The sequence below is a fragment of the Bifidobacterium sp. POST2/T3 (B1) genome (genome assembly GCF_058197115.1).
Window position 1 is genome coordinate 1 of record NZ_JBVPQK010000024.1, and the last position, 18,560, is coordinate 18,560.

15 protein-coding genes are annotated in these 18,560 nt (G+C 63.2%); 12 read left to right on the forward strand and 3 right to left on the reverse strand.

Annotated elements, in window-relative coordinates:
- The 10 genes from AC0AP0_RS02385 to metF form a co-directional block, all read left to right on the forward strand.
- On the forward strand, positions 1–1,458 hold a 1,458-nt coding region (locus tag AC0AP0_RS02385; protein WP_490429250.1), incomplete at its 5' end, for a GltB/FmdC/FwdC-like GXGXG domain-containing protein.
- A gap of 1 nt (position 1,459) precedes the next feature.
- Complete coding sequence (locus AC0AP0_RS02390) at positions 1,460–3,007, forward strand: glutamate synthase subunit beta (protein WP_490429251.1); 1,548 nt, start codon at positions 1,460–1,462, stop codon at positions 3,005–3,007.
- A 45-nt stretch (positions 3,008–3,052) separates the two neighbouring features.
- Positions 3,053–3,505 (forward strand): tripartite tricarboxylate transporter TctB family protein, encoded by a 453-nt coding sequence (locus tag AC0AP0_RS02395; RefSeq protein ID WP_490429252.1) that lies wholly within the window; start codon positions 3,053–3,055, stop codon positions 3,503–3,505.
- 2 nt (positions 3,506–3,507) lie between these two features.
- Positions 3,508–4,347, forward strand: coding sequence for an ABC transporter ATP-binding protein (locus AC0AP0_RS02400; protein ID WP_490429263.1), 840 nt, complete (start codon positions 3,508–3,510; stop codon positions 4,345–4,347).
- Between the two features lie 142 nt (positions 4,348–4,489).
- The gene (locus AC0AP0_RS02405; RefSeq protein ID WP_490429253.1) at positions 4,490–6,253 is read left to right on the forward strand and encodes an ABC transporter ATP-binding protein; all 1,764 of its coding nucleotides are present in this window, start codon (positions 4,490–4,492) and stop codon (positions 6,251–6,253) included.
- Positions 6,254–8,200, forward strand: coding sequence for an ABC transporter ATP-binding protein (locus AC0AP0_RS02410; RefSeq protein WP_490429254.1), 1,947 nt, complete (start codon positions 6,254–6,256; stop codon positions 8,198–8,200).
- A 6-nt stretch (positions 8,201–8,206) separates the two neighbouring features.
- The gene (locus AC0AP0_RS02415) at positions 8,207–9,340 is read left to right on the forward strand and encodes a tRNA (adenine-N1)-methyltransferase (protein WP_490429255.1); all 1,134 of its coding nucleotides are present in this window, start codon (positions 8,207–8,209) and stop codon (positions 9,338–9,340) included.
- A 79-nt stretch (positions 9,341–9,419) separates the two neighbouring features.
- Positions 9,420–9,980, forward strand: coding sequence for a SixA phosphatase family protein (locus AC0AP0_RS02420; RefSeq protein WP_490429256.1), 561 nt, complete (start codon positions 9,420–9,422; stop codon positions 9,978–9,980).
- A gap of 178 nt (positions 9,981–10,158) precedes the next feature.
- Complete coding sequence (gene metE, locus AC0AP0_RS02425; RefSeq protein ID WP_490429257.1) at positions 10,159–12,495, forward strand: 5-methyltetrahydropteroyltriglutamate--homocysteine S-methyltransferase; 2,337 nt, start codon at positions 10,159–10,161, stop codon at positions 12,493–12,495.
- On the forward strand, positions 12,488–13,369 hold the full coding sequence (metF, locus tag AC0AP0_RS02430; protein ID WP_490429258.1) for a methylenetetrahydrofolate reductase [NAD(P)H]: 882 nt from the start codon (positions 12,488–12,490) through the stop codon (positions 13,367–13,369). Before metE ends, metF begins: the two co-directional genes overlap by 8 nt.
- Before the next feature lie 58 nt (positions 13,370–13,427).
- Here metF and AC0AP0_RS02435 read toward each other — a convergent pair whose 3' ends face one another.
- The 3 genes from AC0AP0_RS02435 to AC0AP0_RS02445 all read right to left on the reverse strand — a co-directional run bounded on the left by AC0AP0_RS02435 (position 13,428) and on the right by AC0AP0_RS02445 (position 14,417).
- Complete coding sequence (locus tag AC0AP0_RS02435) at positions 13,428–13,748, reverse strand: hypothetical protein (RefSeq protein ID WP_490429259.1); 321 nt, start codon at positions 13,746–13,748, stop codon at positions 13,428–13,430.
- A gap of 111 nt (positions 13,749–13,859) precedes the next feature.
- Positions 13,860–14,042 carry a hypothetical protein gene (locus AC0AP0_RS02440; RefSeq protein ID WP_110412951.1) on the reverse strand — a complete coding sequence of 61 codons (183 nt, stop codon included), beginning with the start codon at positions 14,040–14,042 and terminating at the stop codon, positions 13,860–13,862.
- A 15-nt stretch (positions 14,043–14,057) separates the two neighbouring features.
- Positions 14,058–14,417 carry a hypothetical protein gene (locus AC0AP0_RS02445; RefSeq protein WP_490429260.1) on the reverse strand — a complete coding sequence of 120 codons (360 nt, stop codon included), beginning with the start codon at positions 14,415–14,417 and terminating at the stop codon, positions 14,058–14,060.
- Positions 14,418–14,539: 122 nt separating this feature from the next.
- On the opposite strand from AC0AP0_RS02445, the gene AC0AP0_RS02450 reads away from it, so the two are divergent.
- On the forward strand, positions 14,540–17,620 hold the full coding sequence (locus AC0AP0_RS02450) for a bifunctional [glutamine synthetase] adenylyltransferase/[glutamine synthetase]-adenylyl-L-tyrosine phosphorylase (protein ID WP_490429261.1): 3,081 nt from the start codon (positions 14,540–14,542) through the stop codon (positions 17,618–17,620).
- A 70-nt stretch (positions 17,621–17,690) separates the two neighbouring features.
- Positions 17,691–18,560, forward strand: an 870-nt coding sequence (gene pyrB, locus AC0AP0_RS02455; protein WP_490429262.1) for an aspartate carbamoyltransferase, incomplete at its 3' end; no start/stop codon positions are given.

The following is an 18,560-nucleotide window of genomic DNA, read 5'->3' on the forward strand; positions in this document are numbered from 1 at the left end:
TGCCATGCCGACGTGGTCCTCATCTCCGGCCAGGACGGTGGAACGGGAGCGGCGCCCCTCAATGCCATCAAGCACGCGGGCACACCTTGGGAGCTGGGCCTGGCCGAGACCCAGCAGACTCTGGTCATGAACGACCTGCGCTCGCGGATCGTGGTCCAGTGCGACGGGGAGCTCAAAACCGGCCGCGACGTGGTCATAGCCGCTCTGCTGGGGGCCGAGGAGTTCGGTTTCGCCACCACGGCGCTCCAGGTGGAGGGCTGCGTCATGATGCGGGCCTGCCACAAGAACACCTGCCCCCAGGGCATAGCCACCCAGGATCCTGAGCTGCGCTCGCGCTTCACCGGTCGGCCCGAGGATCTGATCAACTTCTTCATGTTCATGGCTCGCCAGGTACGGGAAATTCTGGCCTCCCTGGGCTTCACCAGTCTGGAGGAGGCGGTCGGTCACGTGGAGTGCCTGCGCCGGGACCCCTCTGTGCAGACTTGGAAGAGCCAGGGAATCGACCTGGATGCCATCCTGCGCAAGCCGGGCCCCACTCCCGGCACTGTGCTGCACCACACTCAGGCCCAGGACCACGAACTGGACAAGTCCCTGGATGTGGACCTGATCAACCAGGCTGTCGACGCCCTGGACGAGGGTCGGCCGGTGGCCATCAAAACAACCGTGCGCAATGTCAATCGCAGCGTGGGCACCATGCTGGGCTACAGGATCACCCGCGAATACGGTGCGGTCGGCTTGCCTCCGAACACCGTCGACATCACGCTGACAGGTTCTGCCGGTCAATCCCTGGGCGCCTTCATCCCCAGGGGCGAGACCATCCGGGTGATCGGCGAGGCCAACGACTATGCAGGCAAGGGTCTGTCCGGTGGTCGTCTGGTCCTCCACGCCGCCCAGGGTGTCCGCTTCGATCCGCACCAGACAGTCATCTGCGGCAATGTGGCAGGATTCGGTGCCACCTCGGGCGATATGTTCGTGGCAGGCCGGGCCGGGGAACGCTTCGCCGTGCGCAATGGTGGCGGCCGCTTCGTGGTCGAGGGCATGGGCGACCACGGCTGCGAGTACATGACCGGCGGCCTGGTGGTGGTGCTTGGACCCACAGGACGCAACTTCGGCGCCGGCTTCTCGGGAGGCGACGTCTACCTGCTGGACATGGATGCCTCCCGGCTCAATCCTGAAGCCTGGAATGACGGCTCCCTGCTGGCCCTGGAGCTCGACCAGGACCAGGCTGCCATGCTCAAGGGACTGATAGAGGAGCATGTCCGTCTGACCGGCTCAAAGGCTGCCGCCGCCCTGCTGGAGGACTGGCCGAGCGCGCTGGCCCGGTTCACCCATCTGGTTCCCCGTCGTTATCAGGCCATGAAGAAGGCCATGGAAGAGGCCGAGCGTGAGCATGTGGATTTCAACGCGCCCGGTGTCTGGGACGCCACCTACGCCCAGGTCATGGAAGGAGCGCACTGATATGGTCGACCCCAAGGGATTCCTCAAGGTACGCACCCGGCACGAGCTCGCCGAGCGCCCGGTCGCTGAACGCCTGAAGGACTGGCGGGACGTGCACCGGACCACTGGCCCCGGGCCCTGGACCGCCGAGCAGGCCGCCCGCTGCATGGACTGCGGCACCCCCTTCTGCATGACCGGCTGCCCCCTGGGCAACCTGATCCCCGAGTTCAATGACCTGCTGTCCCGAGGCCGTTGGGAGGAGGCCTACGAGCGGCTGAGCCTGACCAACAACTTCCCGGAGTTCACCGGACGGATCTGCCCGGCTCCCTGCGAGTCCTCCTGCGTGCTCTCCATCCACCAGCCGGCCACCACCATCAAGCTGGACGAACAGACCATCATCGACCAGGCCTGGTCCCTGGGTCTGGTCAAGCCCAGGCCACCACAGCGGCTGACCGACATGACCGTGGCCGTGGTCGGGTCCGGTCCCGCAGGGCTGGCCTGCGCCCAGCAGCTGACCCGGGCCGGGCACACGGTGGTGGTCTACGAGCGCGCCGATGCCATAGGCGGGCTCCTGCGCTACGGTATCCCCGCATTCAAGCTGGAGAAGTCGCTGCTGGACCGCCGGCTGGAGCAGATGGAGGCCGAGGGGACCCGATTCCGTACCGGTGTCGAAATCGGCCGAGACCTAGGATGGGATCAGCTGCGGGCCCGCTATGACGCCCTGGTGGTGGCCATCGGTTCCACCGAGCCACGACGGGTGGACCTGCCCGGGCGGGAGCTCAAGGGCATCCACTACGCCATGGACTTCCTGCCCGACCCCACCCGCAAACTCATGGGCCGCAAGCCCATTAACAACATCGATGCAGCCGGCAAGGACGTCATCATCATCGGCGGCGGCGACACCGGGTCGGACTGCCTGGGCACGGCCCTGCGAGAGGGCGCCAAGTCGGTCACCGTCCTGCAGATCCGGCCCCGGGAGCCCTCTTCCAGGCCCGATAACCTGCCCTGGCCGACCTACGCCCGGCTCTACAATCCCACCTCCTCCATGGAGGAAGGCGGCCGCTATGAGTACGCGGTGGACAGCCTGGAGTACCTGGACGACGGTTCCGATGACCGGATCAACCTGGACCAGACCAGCGCCCCCACCGGCTTCGACCAGGACCATGAGGGCAGGGTGCGCGGCGTTCGCGTGGTGGACGTCAGTCGTGACGATCAGGACCGGATCGTCCCCCATCCCGAAACCGAGCGGGTCCTGCCTGCCGACCTGGTGCTGATCAGCATTGGATTCGCCCATCCGGAGACGGCCACCCTGACCGGGCAGACCGGCATAGGCCTGGACCCTCGCGGCAACGTGGCCCGGGATGCCGACTATGCCACCGACCGTGATGGGATCTTCGTGTGCGGCGATGCCGGACGTGGCCAGTCCCTGGTGGTCTGGGCCCTGGCCGAGGGTCGTTCCTGCGCTGCGGCCGTGGACCGGTATCTGACCGGCGCCACCGAACTGCCTGCCCCCATTCGAGCAGATGAGCGCGCCATGACCCTGCCAGTGGCCGGCCGGCGTCCACGCTAATATGAAAAGGTATTGTGCCGATCGAAGGGATGGAGGCAGTGGGATATGACCAACCGCGCTGAACGTAGGGCGCAGGCCAAGCGGAGCCGCCGTGGCGGCAGTGACGACCGGAGGATGGCGGCCAAGGGCAGGGCCGGAGTGATGGACGAACGGGCCTTGCAGGAGCGATCCCGTCGGCTGGAGGCTGGCCAGGACGCGGAGTGGAAGCCCACCGGGCACACCGATGACCTGGTGCAGAAGGACTCTGTGGACCCTAACGACCGCAACCCTCGTCTGTTGAAGGCTCCTCGCGGCTTACGCGAATGGCTGCGAATCCTCGTCTGGGCCCTGATTATCTGCTCAGGCCTGGCCTTCTTGGTCTGCATGTGGCTGCCCCACGTTCCCATCTGGGCCACTATCGCCATCGCGGCGGTCTTCTGCCTGGGCGTGCTGGGGCTCTTCCTTGTCGGCGGGAACCGGGACAATCCCCGTCTGGATTCCTATGGAACGGCACTGTGAGCATGACCGAAAGCGTGGTAGAAAAGCAGGCCGTCCTCATGCAGCACGTGGGATTCCGCCGTCAGGGCCGGGTCATACTGGACGATGTGAACCTTGAGGTGGGTCGCGGACAGAAGTGGGTCCTATTCGGGCCCAACGGCGTGGGCAAATCCACCCTGGTGGCCATGATGAGCACTCGAGGCTTCCCCAGCACCGGCAGCGTGGAAATTCTGGGCAACCGGCTAGGCAAGGTGAACGTCTTCTCTTATCGGCATCGGATAGGGCTGGCATCGGCAGGACTGGCCAAGACCATCAGCCCTCAGGAGGATCCCTACGATGTGGTGCTGACTGCCTTCAGCGACACCACCGGCCGCTGGAGGGAGACCTTCACGCCCGAGCAGGAAGAGGCCACCCTGGCCCTGATGGAACGGTTCGGCATCGCCTACCTCAAGGGCAAGCGCATGTATCGGCTCTCTGAGGGGGAGCGCGGCCGGGTACTGATATGCCGGGCGCTGATGGCCAATCCCGACCTGCTCATCCTGGACGAGCCGACCACTGGGCTGGACCTGGGCGGCCGCGAGCTGGTGCTCAGGGCCTTGAGCGACATCGGCAGGGAGGATAGGGACCGTACGGTCATCCTGGTCACCCACCGGCTTGAGGAGATTCCTCTGGGCTTCGATCGGATAGCCATGATGGGCCGGCGTCCTGCCGACACTGCAGATACCGGTGACCCGGATCCGGGCACCATCGTCTACCAGGGACCCTTGGAGGGTGGACTGACCGGTCCGCGCCTGAGCGAGCTCTTCGGCCTGGACCTGACCGTGGTCCACCGCGACGGACGCTGGGGTGCCTTCGCCGTCTGAACGCCACTGCCTGCGGACCCGTTCTGACACGCCCGTATCAGCTCAAGGAATAGCAGATTCATCAGCCCAGACGCAGGTATAGACTATGGTGGTTTGTCTGCTCGGGGACCGCGGCAGACCTGTATGCGTGAAGGATGTTGACGTGATCAAGATATGGACCCGCTACCTGCGGCCTTACTGGCTCCAGGTGGCCGTTCTGGTGCTCTTTCAGGTGGCGCAGACGGCCTTGAACCTCTACCTGCCCAACCTGCAGGCGGACATCATCGACAAGGGCGTGGCTGTAGGCGACCAGGATGCCATCTACAGGATTGGCTGGGAGATGATGGGCATCACCGCCATCCAAATCGTGGCCAACGTGGTAGCCGTCTACTGCGCCACCCGGCTGGCCATGAGGATGGGCTACGAACTGCGCAGGGATCTGTTCGCCTCGGTGGAGGGCTTCAGCCTCAACGAGATCGAGCGCTTCTCGGCCGGTTCCCTGATCACACGCACCACCAACGACGTTCAGCAGATGCAGATGACCACCATGCAGACCCTCATGATCATTCTGCAGGCCCCGGTCATGCTGATCGGCGGGCTGGTTTTGGCCCTGCGCCAGGACGGCCCCCTGACCTGGTCCCTGGCGGTCATCGTGCCCCTGATCCTGGTGGTGGCACTGGTGCTCATGGGCAAAATGGGACCCCTGTTCACCCGTCTGCAGAACATGCTGGATTCCGTCAACCGTCTGGTCCGTGAGCAGATCTCTGGCGTGCGGGTCATACGTGCCTTCGTCCGCGAGAAGACCGAGGCCGCTCGCTTCGACAAGGCCAACCGCGACGTCTACGGCGTTCTGATCTCCACCGGTCGGCTGATGAGTATGATGGTGCCGCTCATGTGGTTCCTGCTCAACATGTCCAACGTGGCCATCATGTGGTTCGGTGGCCGCCGCATCGACTCCGGGGCCATGCAGATCGGCGCCCTGCAGGCCTTCATCCAGTACCTGATGATCATCCTGTCAGGCCTGATGATGGCTGCCATGATGTCGGTCATGCTGCCCAGGGCCGCTGTGGCCGCCCGAAGGATCAACGAGGTCCTGGAGGCCTCCAGCGAGATCGCCGCTCCCGAGCATCCCTACCGCAACGAGCACCCCCAGGGACTGCTGGAGTTCAAGCACGTGGACTTCAGCTACCCGGGCGCCCAGGACCCGGTCCTTTCCGACATCTCCTTCACCGCCCGGCCGGGCACCACCACGGCCATCATCGGGGCCACGGGATCCGGCAAGTCCACCATCATCCGGCTGGCTAACCGCATGTTCGATGTCACCGACGGCCAAGTCCTGGTGGATGGGCACGACGTGCGCGAATACGACCCCGACCAGCTGGCCCTGATCTTCGGGCCGGTCCCGCAGAAGGCCACCCTCTTCACCGGCACCATCCGCGACAACATGCACTATGGTGACCCCGACGCTGACGACGACCGCATATGGGAAGCCTTGCGCACCGCCCAGGCCGAAGACTTTGTGCGTGAGATCCCTGAGGGTCTGGACGCCCGTGTGGCCGAGGGCGGCACCAACTTCTCTGGCGGGCAGAAGCAGCGGCTCTGCATGGCTAGGGCCATCCTGCGCAATCCCCGCATCTACACCTTTGACGATTCCTTCTCCGCACTGGACATGACCACCGACCGGGCCCTGCACGAGGCCCTGGTTCCGGTCACCCGCGAGGCAACCCAGATTGTCGTAGCCCAGAGGGCGGCATCCATCCGCCAGGCTGATCAGATTCTGGTCCTTGACCGCGGTCGTATCGTCGGCCGAGGCACCCACGACGAGCTCATGGAGGACTGCCCCACTTACCAGGAAATCGTCCAGTCCCAGGGCGGGCAGGGTCCCGACGTGGAAGAGCTCACCATTGACGAGGGGAGAGCCGAGTAGATGGCTAAGAACTTGAGCACGAATACAGGCTCGCAGGCCGTGGGAGGTCGCCGCCACACCGTGGGCCGGCTGGTCCACTATCTGCTGGCCAGTCCCTGGAGGGTCATCGTCATGGTCCTCGCCGGCATGACCGCCGTGGCCATGATCGTCATTGGCCCCAAGGTTATGGGCGAGGCCACCAATGTTCTCTTCGAGGGACTGCTGGGGTCCATGCTGGTCAAGATGGGTGCCAAGCCCGGCACTCCCAAGCAGGCTGTAGTGACCTATTTGCAGTCTCGCGGCCAGGACAAGTTCGCCCGGATGATCGACTCCATGAACGTCCAGGTGGGCGTGGGCATCGACTGGGGGCGCTTCGGCACCATCCTCATGTTCGTCATCGGCATCTATCTGATCTCCATTCTGGTCAGGCTGGTGCAGAACTTCCTGATGACCCGGCTGGTCTCCGACGCGGTCTATACCATGCGTCGGCAGATTGAGGACAAACTGGACCGGCTGCCCCTGCAGTATTTCGACCGGACCCCGCGCGGCGAGGTCATGAGCCGGACCACCAACGACATCGACAACATTTCGGGCACCCTGCAGCAGATCCTGGGCGAGCTGATCTTCTCGGTCTTCTCCATCATCGGCGCCTTCATCATGATGCTGACCATCTCCCCCCTGCTGACCCTGATCGCCTTCATCATCATCCCGGTCATGGCCCTGTGCGCGGGCTTCATTCTCAAGAAGACCCAGCCACAGTTCACCAGGCAGTGGATCCGCACCGGCCAGGTCAACAGCCACGTGGAGGAGATGTTCTCCGGCCACATGGTGGTCCGGGCCTTTGGCCACCAGCGCAAGGCCGAGGAGGAGTTTGAGGAGCGCAACCAGGAGCTCTACCAGGCCAGCTTCAAGGCCTCCTTCTTCTCCGCCCTGGTCACGCCCATGTCTACCTTCTTCGGCAACCTGAGCTTCGTGATCGTGGTCATCATCGGTGGCGTGCATGTGCTCAACGGCAGCATGAGCCTGGGCGGCCTGCAGGCCTTCACTCAGTACACCCGTCAGGCCTCACAACCTATCGGTCAGCTGGCCTCCATGGGCACCATGCTCCAGTCTTCCCTGGCCTCCTGCCGCAGGGTCTTCGATTTCCTGGACGAGGCCGAGGAGGTGCCGGACATCGAGCATCCCGACCATCTGGGCCAGGAGACCGGAGGCAAGGTCGAGGGGCATGTCCGCTTCGACCATGTCCGCTTCTCCTACGATCCGGCCGAGCCATTGATCAAGGATCTGTCCATCGAAGCCAAGCCCGGGCAGACCATCGCCATCGTTGGGCCCACTGGGGCGGGCAAGACCACCCTGGTCAACCTGCTCATGCGCTTCTATGAGATCCAGGGCGGGCGCATCACCATAGACGGCGTGGATACGTCCAGGGTGACCCGTCATGACCTGCGCAGCCATTTCGGCATGGTCCTGCAGGACACCTGGCTATTCGACGGGACCGTCCGCGACAACCTGCTCTATGGGCTGGACGAGGGGCAGACCATCCCAGAGCAGACCATGATCGATGGCGCCAAGGCGACTCACGTGGACGAGTTCATCCGCAAGCTGCCTCAGGGCTACGACACCGTTCTCAATGAGGACAGCAGCGAGCTCAGCCAGGGCGAACGCCAGCTGATGACCATCTGCCGGGCCTTCCTGTCTGATCCCGACATCCTGATCCTGGACGAGGCTACATCCTCGGTGGACACCAGGACCGAGCTGCTGGTCCAACAGGCCATGAATACTCTGCGCAAGGGTAGGACCTCCTTCGTCATAGCGCACCGGCTATCCACCATTCGCGACGCCGACCTGATCCTGGTAGTCAACCATGGCTCAGTGATCGAGCAGGGCACCCACGACCAGCTGTTGGAGCGTGGCGGGGCCTATGCCTCCCTCTACAACTCCCAATTCACCAAGGGCGAGGAGGGCTGAGAAGGCATGAGCCTGAGACGCGGTCCACTGAGCGTAGGGGAGCGGGTCCAGCTGACTGATAGGCGTGGCCGCAAGCTGACGGTCATGCTGGAACCAGGTGGCCTCACCCAGACCGACCATGGCCTCCTGCCACACGAGGCCATGATTGGCCTGCCCGAGGGATCCGTGGTGGTGACCATTTCGGCATACAAGTGGCGTCAAATGCGTCACAAGCAGGATGCCGGCACAGACGCAGAGGCGCCTGATAGGGCCAAGCCTTGGAAGTCCTCGCGAGGCATCGGAGGATGGGCCTTCACGGTCATGCGTCCTCGGCTGGAGGACTACATTCTCTCCATGCCTCGCGGCGCCCAGATCATGTATCCCAAGGATGTGGCCAGGGTCATCCTCCTGGGAGACATCCGTCCCGGCATGAGGGTCCTTGAGTCGGGAGCCGGCTCAGGGGCCATGAGTCTGGGCCTGCTGGATGCCATCGGCACGAAGGGGAAGCTGACGAGCATTGAGCGGCGGGAGGAATTCGCCCGAGTGGCCATGGGCAACGCCACGGTCTTCTTCGGGCAGCGCCCTGCCCAGTGGGACCTGCGTACCGGCGATTTTGACACCGTTGCCGCCGATCTGCCCGAGGACGAATTCGACCGAATCGTTCTGGACATGCTGGACCCCTGGAACCGCCTGGAGCAGGCCTATCGGGTCATGGCCCCGGGCGGTGTGCTAACTGCCTATGTGACCACCACCACCCAGCTCAGCCGACTGGCCGACGCCCTGCGCGCAGACGGCCGATGGACCGAGCCCGAAATTATGGAGAGCCTGGAGCGTTCCTGGAAGGCCGACGGTTTGGCGGTCCGACCCGAGCATGAGATGATCGGGCACACCGGCTTCCTCTTGACCAGCAGGGCCATGGCTCCAGGCCAGCAAGCGCTGCGCAAACATATCCGGGCCACCAAGGACTACCAGACTGACGTGGATCAGGGCCGGCGGCCTGCCAGGATCACCGGATCCAATCACGAGCGCGAGATGCAGGACCTGGAGGATCTCGAGGATCTGGAGCTGCGCCGAGTCTCCGATCGTAAGCTGCGCAAGGTGTTGCGTGATCTGGGTCATCAGGTGCGCACTCTGGAAGGTGGCAAAGAGCAGGAAAGCTGATCGCCCATGACCCGCACCTTCAGCCAGCTCTGTCATAATGGAGAAGACGCCTGATAGGAACTTGGGAAAGGAAGTATGCATGGGTTTGCGAAAAGGTCTGAAGGCCGAGGATCTGCGCAGGTGCAGCCGGACACTCATGCTCATGCGTCATGCCAAGACCGAACGCCAGGGGTCGCAGGGTGATCGCAGCCGTCAGCTGACCGACCGGGGCCAGAAACAGGCCCGAATCATGGGTCGTGGATTGACCGCTTTGGGTCTGGTGCCAGACCGCATCATCTGCTCGGGAGCGCCCCGGGCCCGTCAGACTCTGGACGGCATGCTCAAGCCCCTGGGGGACGGGCCGCGGGTCGATTACCGGGAATCCCTCTATGAATCCGGCATGCAGGCGGTCTTCGACGAGCTGGCGCAGACCGAGGATCGTGACCGCCGGGTCCTCATCCTAGGGCATGAGCCCACCATGTCTATCTGCTCACAGTGGCTGGCCGAGGACAACTCCGACCCCGACCTATTGGACCTGCTCAATCTTGGACTGCCGCCGGCCACCATGGTCGTGCTGGGATCTGAGCGACCATTGACCGACTGGGGAACCCACCAGGCCCGTTTGCTTGGCATTCTGAGCCCCCAGGACCTTGAGGACTGACCGGCATAAGAAGCCCTAGACGATCTTCTATAGGCAGTCTTAGCGACCAATAATCCCCTGGCTGCTGTCATGTCGTTATCGATTCAATTTATGGCGACACCTTATTTGCACCAATTACCCGCCTCCCCCCGCCGCTGATAGGCTGACCGGAGACATCAGGACGAAACTGGGAGGTTTCATGGCAGCGATTACATCCGTGTCCGGGTTCCCGCGCATCGGTGCGCACCGCGAACTCAAGAGGGCCATCGAGGGTTACTGGAAGGGCGAACGAAATCTGGACGAGGTTCGGCGCACGGCCGCCGACCTGCGGGCCAGGCACTGGCAGCTTCAGCAGGAGGCCGGCGTCGACCTGATTCCCGTCAATGACTTCAGCTACTACGACCAGATCTTGGATACGTCCATCCTTCTGGGCGTCGTGCCCGATCGCTACCGGAAGTTGGGCCTGGGCCCCGAGGACACCCTCTTCGCCATGGGCCGTGGTTACCAGGGGGAGCAGGGTGATGTGACCGCCCTGCCCATGAAGAAGTGGTTCACCACCAATTACCACTACCTGGTTCCCGAGATCGATCAGGACACCAAAATCGCCCTGGAAGGCGACAAACCCTTCAAGGAGTTCCAGGAGGCGCGCGAGCAGGGCATCGCCGCTAAGCCGGTGCTGATCGGACCATACACCTTCCTCAAGCTGGCACGCGGTCCCCAGGGCGAGCTGCTGGATCCTGACCCGGCACTGGTCCAGGATTTGGCCAAGGCCTATGCGACCATACTGGAACGGTTCATCGGACTGGGCGCCGACTGGGTACAGCTGGACGAGCCCTACCTGGTCCTGGACAAAGAACCGGGCGACCAGGACCTCTTCGATACCCTCTACCAGCCCATTCTCAAGGCCCGCCAAAGTGACCAGGGCAAGGTCCGTATTCTGCTTAACACCTACTTCGGCCATGTGGGCGACTGCTATGACCAACTGACTGACCTGGGCTTCGACGGGATCGGCCTGGATCTGGTCGAGGGCAGGGATGAGAATCTGGCGGCCCTCAAGGAGCACGGCGTGCCCGAGAGAACCACCATCTTCGCTGGCCTGGTCAACGGCCGCAACATCTGGCGCAACGACTATGCAGTCAGCCTGGGCCTCCTGGACGCTCTGCACCAGGGGACCTCGAATGTGGTGGTGTCAACCGCATGTTCCCTCCTGCACGTGCCTTACACGGTGGCCGACGAGGATGGGCTGGATGCCGACACCGTGCGGCCCCACTTCGCCTTCGCCCTGGAGAAGCTGGGCGAGCTGCACGATCTGGCCCAGCTGGCCGATGCCGGCGAAGACCAGCGACGCTCCAGTAAGGCCCTTGCTGACAACCAGAAGCTCTTCGACGGCAGCCGCGTTCAGCCCGACCCCCAGGTGCAACAGCGCCTGGCCGGTCTTAAGGACGAGGACTTTGTACGTAACCCGGCCCGGCCCGAACGACAGAGGATCCAGGCCCAGGAGCTGGGTCTGCCTCTGCTGCCCACCACCACCATCGGCTCCTTCCCCCAGACCGCCGAGGTCCGCGCCGAGCGGGCCCGCCTGCGCAAGAAGGAAATCAGCCAGGAGGACTACGACGACTTCATCGCCCGCAAGATCGACCAGGTCATCGATCACCAGGAGCAGATCGGCCTGGATGTGCTGGTCCACGGCGAGTTCGAGCGCAACGACATGGTCGAATACTTCGGCCAGAACCTCAAGGGCTACCTGTTCACCCGGAACGCCTGGGTACAGTCCTATGGCACCCGCTGCGTCAAGCCTCCCATCGTCTGGGGTGATATCTCCCGCGCCCGGCCCATCACCGTGCGCTGGTCCTCATACGCCCAGTCCCGCACCAACCATGTGGTCAAGGGGATGCTGACCGGTCCGGTGACCATTCTCAACTGGTCCTGGCCCCGCGAAGATATTGACCACAAACAGCAGACCCGCCAGCTGGCCCTGGCCATCCGTGACGAGGTCCTGGACCTGGAAGCTGCTGGCATCCGCATCATACAGATCGACGAGGCCGCCCTGCGCGAGAAGTTGCCGCTGCGGCGCTCCGACTGGCACAGCCGATACCTGGACTGGGCCATCCCAGCCTTCCGGCTGGTTCATTCCGGGGTTAAACCCACCACTCAAATTCATACCCACATGTGCTACTCGGAATTCAACGACATCATCAAGGACATTGATGCCATGGACGCCGATGTGATCTCCTTCGAAGCCTCCCGCTCCGACCTGACCGTCCTGGACGCCATCCAGGAGGCCAAGTTCGAGACCGAGGCAGGCCCCGGAGTCTACGACATCCACTCGCCGCGCATCCCCTCCACCGAGGAGATCGTGGAGCGGATCCATGCCATCCTGAAGAAGCTGGACGCGGCCAAGGTCTGGATCAACCCCGACTGCGGACTCAAGACCCGAGGCGATAAGGAGACCTGGCCAAGCCTGGAGCACATGGTGGCCGCCGCCCATCAGGTGCGTGCGGAACTATCGCCCAGTCAGGAGTCGGATCATGCATGAGCCCATCTTTTCCCTGGAGGTCTTTCCACCCAAGCGCGATGCTCCGGTAGGCACCATCTATGACACGCTGGATGGGCTGGAAGGACTGATGCCCGACTTCATCTCGGTGACCTACGGGACCGGTAGGCGCTCAGACCGCACAGCCACGGCCCGCATAGCCAAGACCATCCATACCGAGTATGGCATCCCTGCTGTAGCGCACTTGACTGCCCAGTACGCGGACCGCGAGGTGATCGATCAGGCTCTGGACATGTTCGACGATGCAGGTGTAGCAGCGGTGCTGGCCCTGCGAGGCGACAGCGTGGAGGGTCGTGAGCCTGCCGGAGTCTTCGAACATGCCAGCGACCTTGCCGCCTACATCCGGTCCCGTCGGCCCAACCTGTCGATATACGGAGCCTGTTATCCGGAGACCCACCCGGAGGCCGCCTCGCCCGAGGAGGACATTGAGAATCTGCGAATCAAGGTGGATTCCGGCGTGGATCATCTGGTTTCGCAACTCTTCTACGACAATGCTGATTTTCTGGACTTCCTGGACCGGGCACGGGCAGCCGGCATCCAGGTGCCCATCGAGGCCGGCATCATGCCCATCACTAACGAGGGCCAGGTACGGCACATGAGCGAGGTCTGCAAGGCGCGAATCCCGGCTGCGGTTGAGTCCATCCTGGAGCGTTGGGGCGACGATCGGGCCAGTTTGCGCGAGGCGGGCATCATCTACGCCTCACAGCAGATCGCCGACCTGGTGGCTCATGGGGTGGACGGCATTCACCTGTATTCCATGAACCACTCTGGTGTCACCCGGCGCATCTGGCACAACGTACGCCACCTTTTCCGGCAGGTAGGCACCAAAGAGGAGCGGGTCAATAGCCAAAACTAACTGCATAAAGGCGGAGGAGCACCCGCATCGATGACCGTAAAAGCGTGATTTTCGGCTTTCAGCGACGCTTTAGGCCTTGGTCATCGGTGCGGGGCCTCAGCCATGGCCAGATCTTGAGTGCAACTCTGTTCAGTGGCGGGATTATGCCAATCACGAGCCCAAGGACCATCACTCCGATGGTTATCCAGGATACCAGATCGCGTCCCAGCAGAATGAGAATCACCACCAGGCCAGTGCCGATCAGGGATAAGACCGGTATCCAGCGTTGCTGCCTGTCGGTCAGGCGGTCGTTTTTCTTCGGAAGAAGTCCGTATATCATTCCCCATGCCAGTCCTATCAGGGCACAGACGATGGTCAGTAGGGTATCGGCCAGTTGCATTCTAGGATTCCTTCGTTCATGATTGCTGAGGTTCTGTTGTCTGATACGGTCTGTTTTGCCCCACTGGCAGATTCGGCAAGAGTTGGTCTGTAAGGGTCGGGGAGGAAAGAACTACAGGGCCTGACCGGCGTGTCTACGCATGTTGTCGTCATCACGGGAATGGTGATGATCGCACAGTTGTTCGCCGCAGAAGAGGTTAGAGGAGACATCCAGCTTGACATGCTTGGGGGCTTCAGCGAACTTGAAACTGACATATGGGTCGTCCATCTTCGGAAAGACTGCGGTTTCGTGCAATCAGCGTCACCTCCTCTACGATGATCGACCTGCGAATTTTGTGGACACATCAATGTGCTCGTCGACGCCATTGACAGCCATCATAGCCGCCTTAAGAGCGGATCCAGTAATCAGATAGCGGGCAGGGAGCACCTTTATGCAGACTGTGGTGTCGGGGGAAAGCATGCCCCGGAGAGTTTCACGAAGGGGCTCTAAGAACACGTATTCGGTTGTGTTCAGGATGCCTGCCAGGACCACCACCTCGGGATTCATGGCATTGCCAATGCGGATGGCTGAGTCACCTATGATCAGCCGGCATTGGCCGTCAGATCCTTTCCGCGGCTGAGGCTGTGCAGGATGGCAGCCGCTGACATGGCCCACTATGATTTCGTACACTGTGCCGTCTGCGCCTTTCTGGAGGGCCGCAAGGGCTGACGACCCGTCACCCCTATAATGCCTGTACCGGTTCCGCAGACATCAGAGCCGTTGCGGGCCTGAGGAAAGGCAGGGGATAAGTCATGGAAGATCCGGTGCGACCGACCACTTCGACCCTGATCCACCTTGGGCTGCACGACCTGGACAAGGCCCGGGTTCGGCTGGATCGGCTTGCCCGTCTGGTGGACGACCAGACTCTGGCGCAAACCCTGGTCCAAGCCCTGGGACAGGCCTGCGATCCGGACGAAGCCCTTGCGGGGCTGACGCGAATTCTCGAACAGTATCCGCAGGGAGTCAGGCCGGACTTTCTTTCCGGGTCCCCACGGGAAAACCATGAGGCCGCCCAGTCGCTGATCAGGGTGCTGGGGGCCTCGGAGGCCATGGGCCGACTGATGCGCTCGCGGCCGAAGTTGGTAGAGGCGGCTGCCCTGGATCCGGATCACTTGGCTGACTGTCCGGCGGAAACCAGGCAGAGGCGGGTCCTTGACGCCTTGGATAAGGTGGAAGCAAAATCGGACTCCGTGCCCTCGCTGGCGGCCTACGCCGATGCACTGCGGTTCGAATACCGGCTGCAGCTGGCTGCAGTCATGGCCCGGGACCTGGCAGCCAAGGATCCTCTGGAGCTGGAGCCAGCAATCAGCCGGGCCCTGTCCGACATGGCCGATGCCGCGCTCCAAGGGGCTCTGAGCATTGCCTGCCGTCAGGTTCCCGATGCGGATTCATGTCGTCTGGCGGTCATCGGCATGGGCAAGCTGGGCGCCCAGGAGCTCAACTACGTGTCCGATGTGGATCTCATGTACGTGGTGGAGCCGGCCTCGGGGACGGACACCAGTCAGTCCGATCCCATCGCCGTGGGCACTGCCATGGCCGTCCTCCTGCAGCGGGTCTGCCAGTCGGTCATCCCCGGTTCGACCGAGCCGCCGCTCTGGAAGGTTGATACCGCCCTTAGGCCCGAGGGACGTGACGGTCCCCTGGTCCGTCGTCTGGCCTCCTACGCTGACTACTATGCCCAATGGGCCGAGAATTGGGAGTTCCAGGCCCTGCTCAAGGCCCGTCCGGTTGCGGGCGACAAGGCCCTGGGACAGGAATACTCTGCCATGATCGCGCCCCTGGTCTGGGGTGCCTGCCAGCGACCCAACTTCGTCTACGACTGCCAGCGGATGCGCCAGCGGGTGGAGAGGTTGATACCCGAGAACCGCAAGGAGCGGGAGATCAAGCTTGGCCAGGGCGGACTGCGGGATGTTGAATTCACCGTCCAGATGCTCCAGCTGGTCCACGGCTCCAGCGACGACGTTCTGCGTTGTCCGGCCACCCTGGATGCCCTGCAGGCCCTGTCCCGTGGCGGTTACATTTCACGCAAGCACGGCGACCAGCTGGACCATGACTATCGGTTCGAACGGGTCATGGAACATCGTCTGCAGATGTGGCAGCTGCGCCGCACCCACCTCTTCCCGAAAATCAACCGTTCAGACACCCCCGGCAAACGGCCGCCCAGTCTGGAGGAGCTGGAGAACAACCGCGATCTGCGGCGGCTGGCCCGTGCCTTCGGACTGCATGCCGACCAGATGCTGGCCCGATACCAGGCCACCAGAATCGAGGTTCGCAACCTTCACCAGGCCATCTACTTCCGTCCCATGCTGCCCATCAACGCCCAGGTGGACGAGGACGAGGTCAGCCTGCGCCCCCAGGCGGCCCGCGCCCGGTTCGCCTCCATCGGCTTTGCCGACCCCGATGCAGCCATCCGCCACGTCACGGCACTGACCACAGGGGTCACCCGGTCGGCGAGGATCAACCGTATTCTCATGCCCGCCGTCCTCCAATGGCTGGGGGAGGGGCAGGATCCGGACATGGGTCTTCTGGGCTGGCGAACCCTGGAGGAGCACTTCGGCGGCAAGAGCACTTACCTGGGCTTCCTACGGGACTCCACCTCGGCCGCCCGCCGCCTCTGCCATGTCCTGTCCAACTCGCGCTATCTGTCCGGCGCCTTGGCCCAATCCGTCCAGTCGGTGACCTGGCTGGGCCATGACCAGGATATGATCCCCCGTGATCGAGCCACCTTGGACAAGCGCGCCGCAGCTTATCGAACCCGGCATGCGGACTCGCTGGAGGATTTCGCCACCGCAGTGCGGACCATGCGCCGCCAGGAGATCGAGCGGATTGGGTTGGGCTGGATGAGCGGTGTGGACGATCAGCAGGCCTGCCTGGCGGGCATGTCCGATGTTTACGATGCAGCCATCGATGCCGCCCTGGACTGGGCCGTGAACCACCGTCTGGAACAGACTAATGCGCCGGCAGAGATGGCCCTGATTGCTATGGGCCGCTATGGAGGCAGGGAGGTCAACTTCAACTCAGATGCCGACATCATGCTGGTCTACCGTCCCGCATCAGGCGCCGACCAGGACCAGGCGGCTGAATTCGCACGTGGCGTGACTGCGGACCTGCGGGCTGTTCTAGCTGGACCAGCCAGCCTAGAGCCGGGCATCGACCTGGACTTTGACCTGCGCCCTGAAGGACGTCAGGGGCCTCTGGTGCGTTCGCTGGACTCCTACCAGCACTACTACCGCGACTGGTCGGAGACCTGGGAACATCAGGCCTTGATCAGGGCCAGATTCGCAGCCGGGAATGCCGGCTTGGCCAAGGACTTTCTGGAGGGCATAGCAAATCCGCTTCGCTACCCCGAGCAGCCGCCCAATGAGGAGGAGCTAGGGCAGATTCGCCGTCTAAAGGCCCGAATGGAGGCTGAGCGACTTCCGCGCGGCGTGCGTCGGGATCGGCATCTGAAGCTGGGCAGGGGAGGACTGTCTGACGTGGAGTGGACTGTTCAGCTTCTCCAGCTGCGCCACGCCCACGATCTGCCGCAGCTGCAGGCCACCGGCACTTTGACAGCCTTGGACGCCCTGGAGGTTGCAGGACTTATCGAGGACAAGGATGCTAAGGCACTGCGCCGCAGCTGGGTGCTCTGCACAGCAGCCCGCAACGCCAACTTCCTCTGGTCCGGTCGTGTCTCCCAGGCGGACATTCTGCCGGACGACGGTCAGGTTCTGGGAGGCATCGCGGTCTGCTTGGGCTACCCAGCCCACCGGGGCCAGCGCTTTGTCAACGAGCTGCTGGCGGCCATGCGCCGCTGCAGGCAGGTCATGGAACGACTCTTCTACGGGAGCTGATCCTGGGTCCATCCGGGGTCGTATGCTTGTTCAGGTCACATAAGGTGGCCACCTTGAGGAAGGTGAGCCGTTGTCCCAACAAGTTGATCACGCATCCAACACCTCTTCTGCCGTCGTTCCGCTTCGTGGGCGAAGTGTGGTTACTCTCGACGACATTCCCATGACCCAGATCCTGGACCTGCTGGATCGTGCGGCCTACATCGACACCCATCGCCGTCAGGTGGCCCACACCTGCGACGGCCGGGTCCTGGCCACACTCTTCTATGAACCCAGCACCCGAACCCGGCTCAGCTTCGAGACGGCCATGCTCCGTCTGGGCGGTCAGGTCATCGGATTCGCCGGCGCCCAGCTGGCCAGCGTTTCCAAAGGGGAGTCCATCAGCGACACTCTGAAGACGGTCTCCAACTACGCCGACATCGTGGCCATCCGCCACCCCAAGGAGGGTGCCGCCCTGGTAGCCTCCCAAGCGGCTGCGGTCCCGGTCATCAACGCGGGCGACGGCGGGCACATGCATCCGACCCAGACCCTGACCGACCTGGCCACTATCCGTGCCCGCAAGGGTCGGCTGAACCACCTGACCATCGGCCTGTGCGGGGACCTGACCTTCGGCCGCACGGTCCACTCCCTGATTACCACCCTCTGTCGCCTGGGCCACGTGGACTTCGTCCTGATAAGCCCCGACGAGCTGCGCACCCCCGAATACGTCCTGGAGAGGATCCGCTCATCGGCTGACTGCACCTACCGTGAGACCGGAGACCTAAACGGGGTCATCGGCGACTTGGACGTGCTCTACATGACCCGCGTCCAGCAGGAACGCTTCTTCAACGAGGACGACTACCTGCGTCTGCGCGACACCTACATTTTGGATGCCGACAAGCTTCGGGCTGCGCGCCCCGACATGGCCATCCTCCATCCGTTGCCCAGGGTCAACGAAATTGCC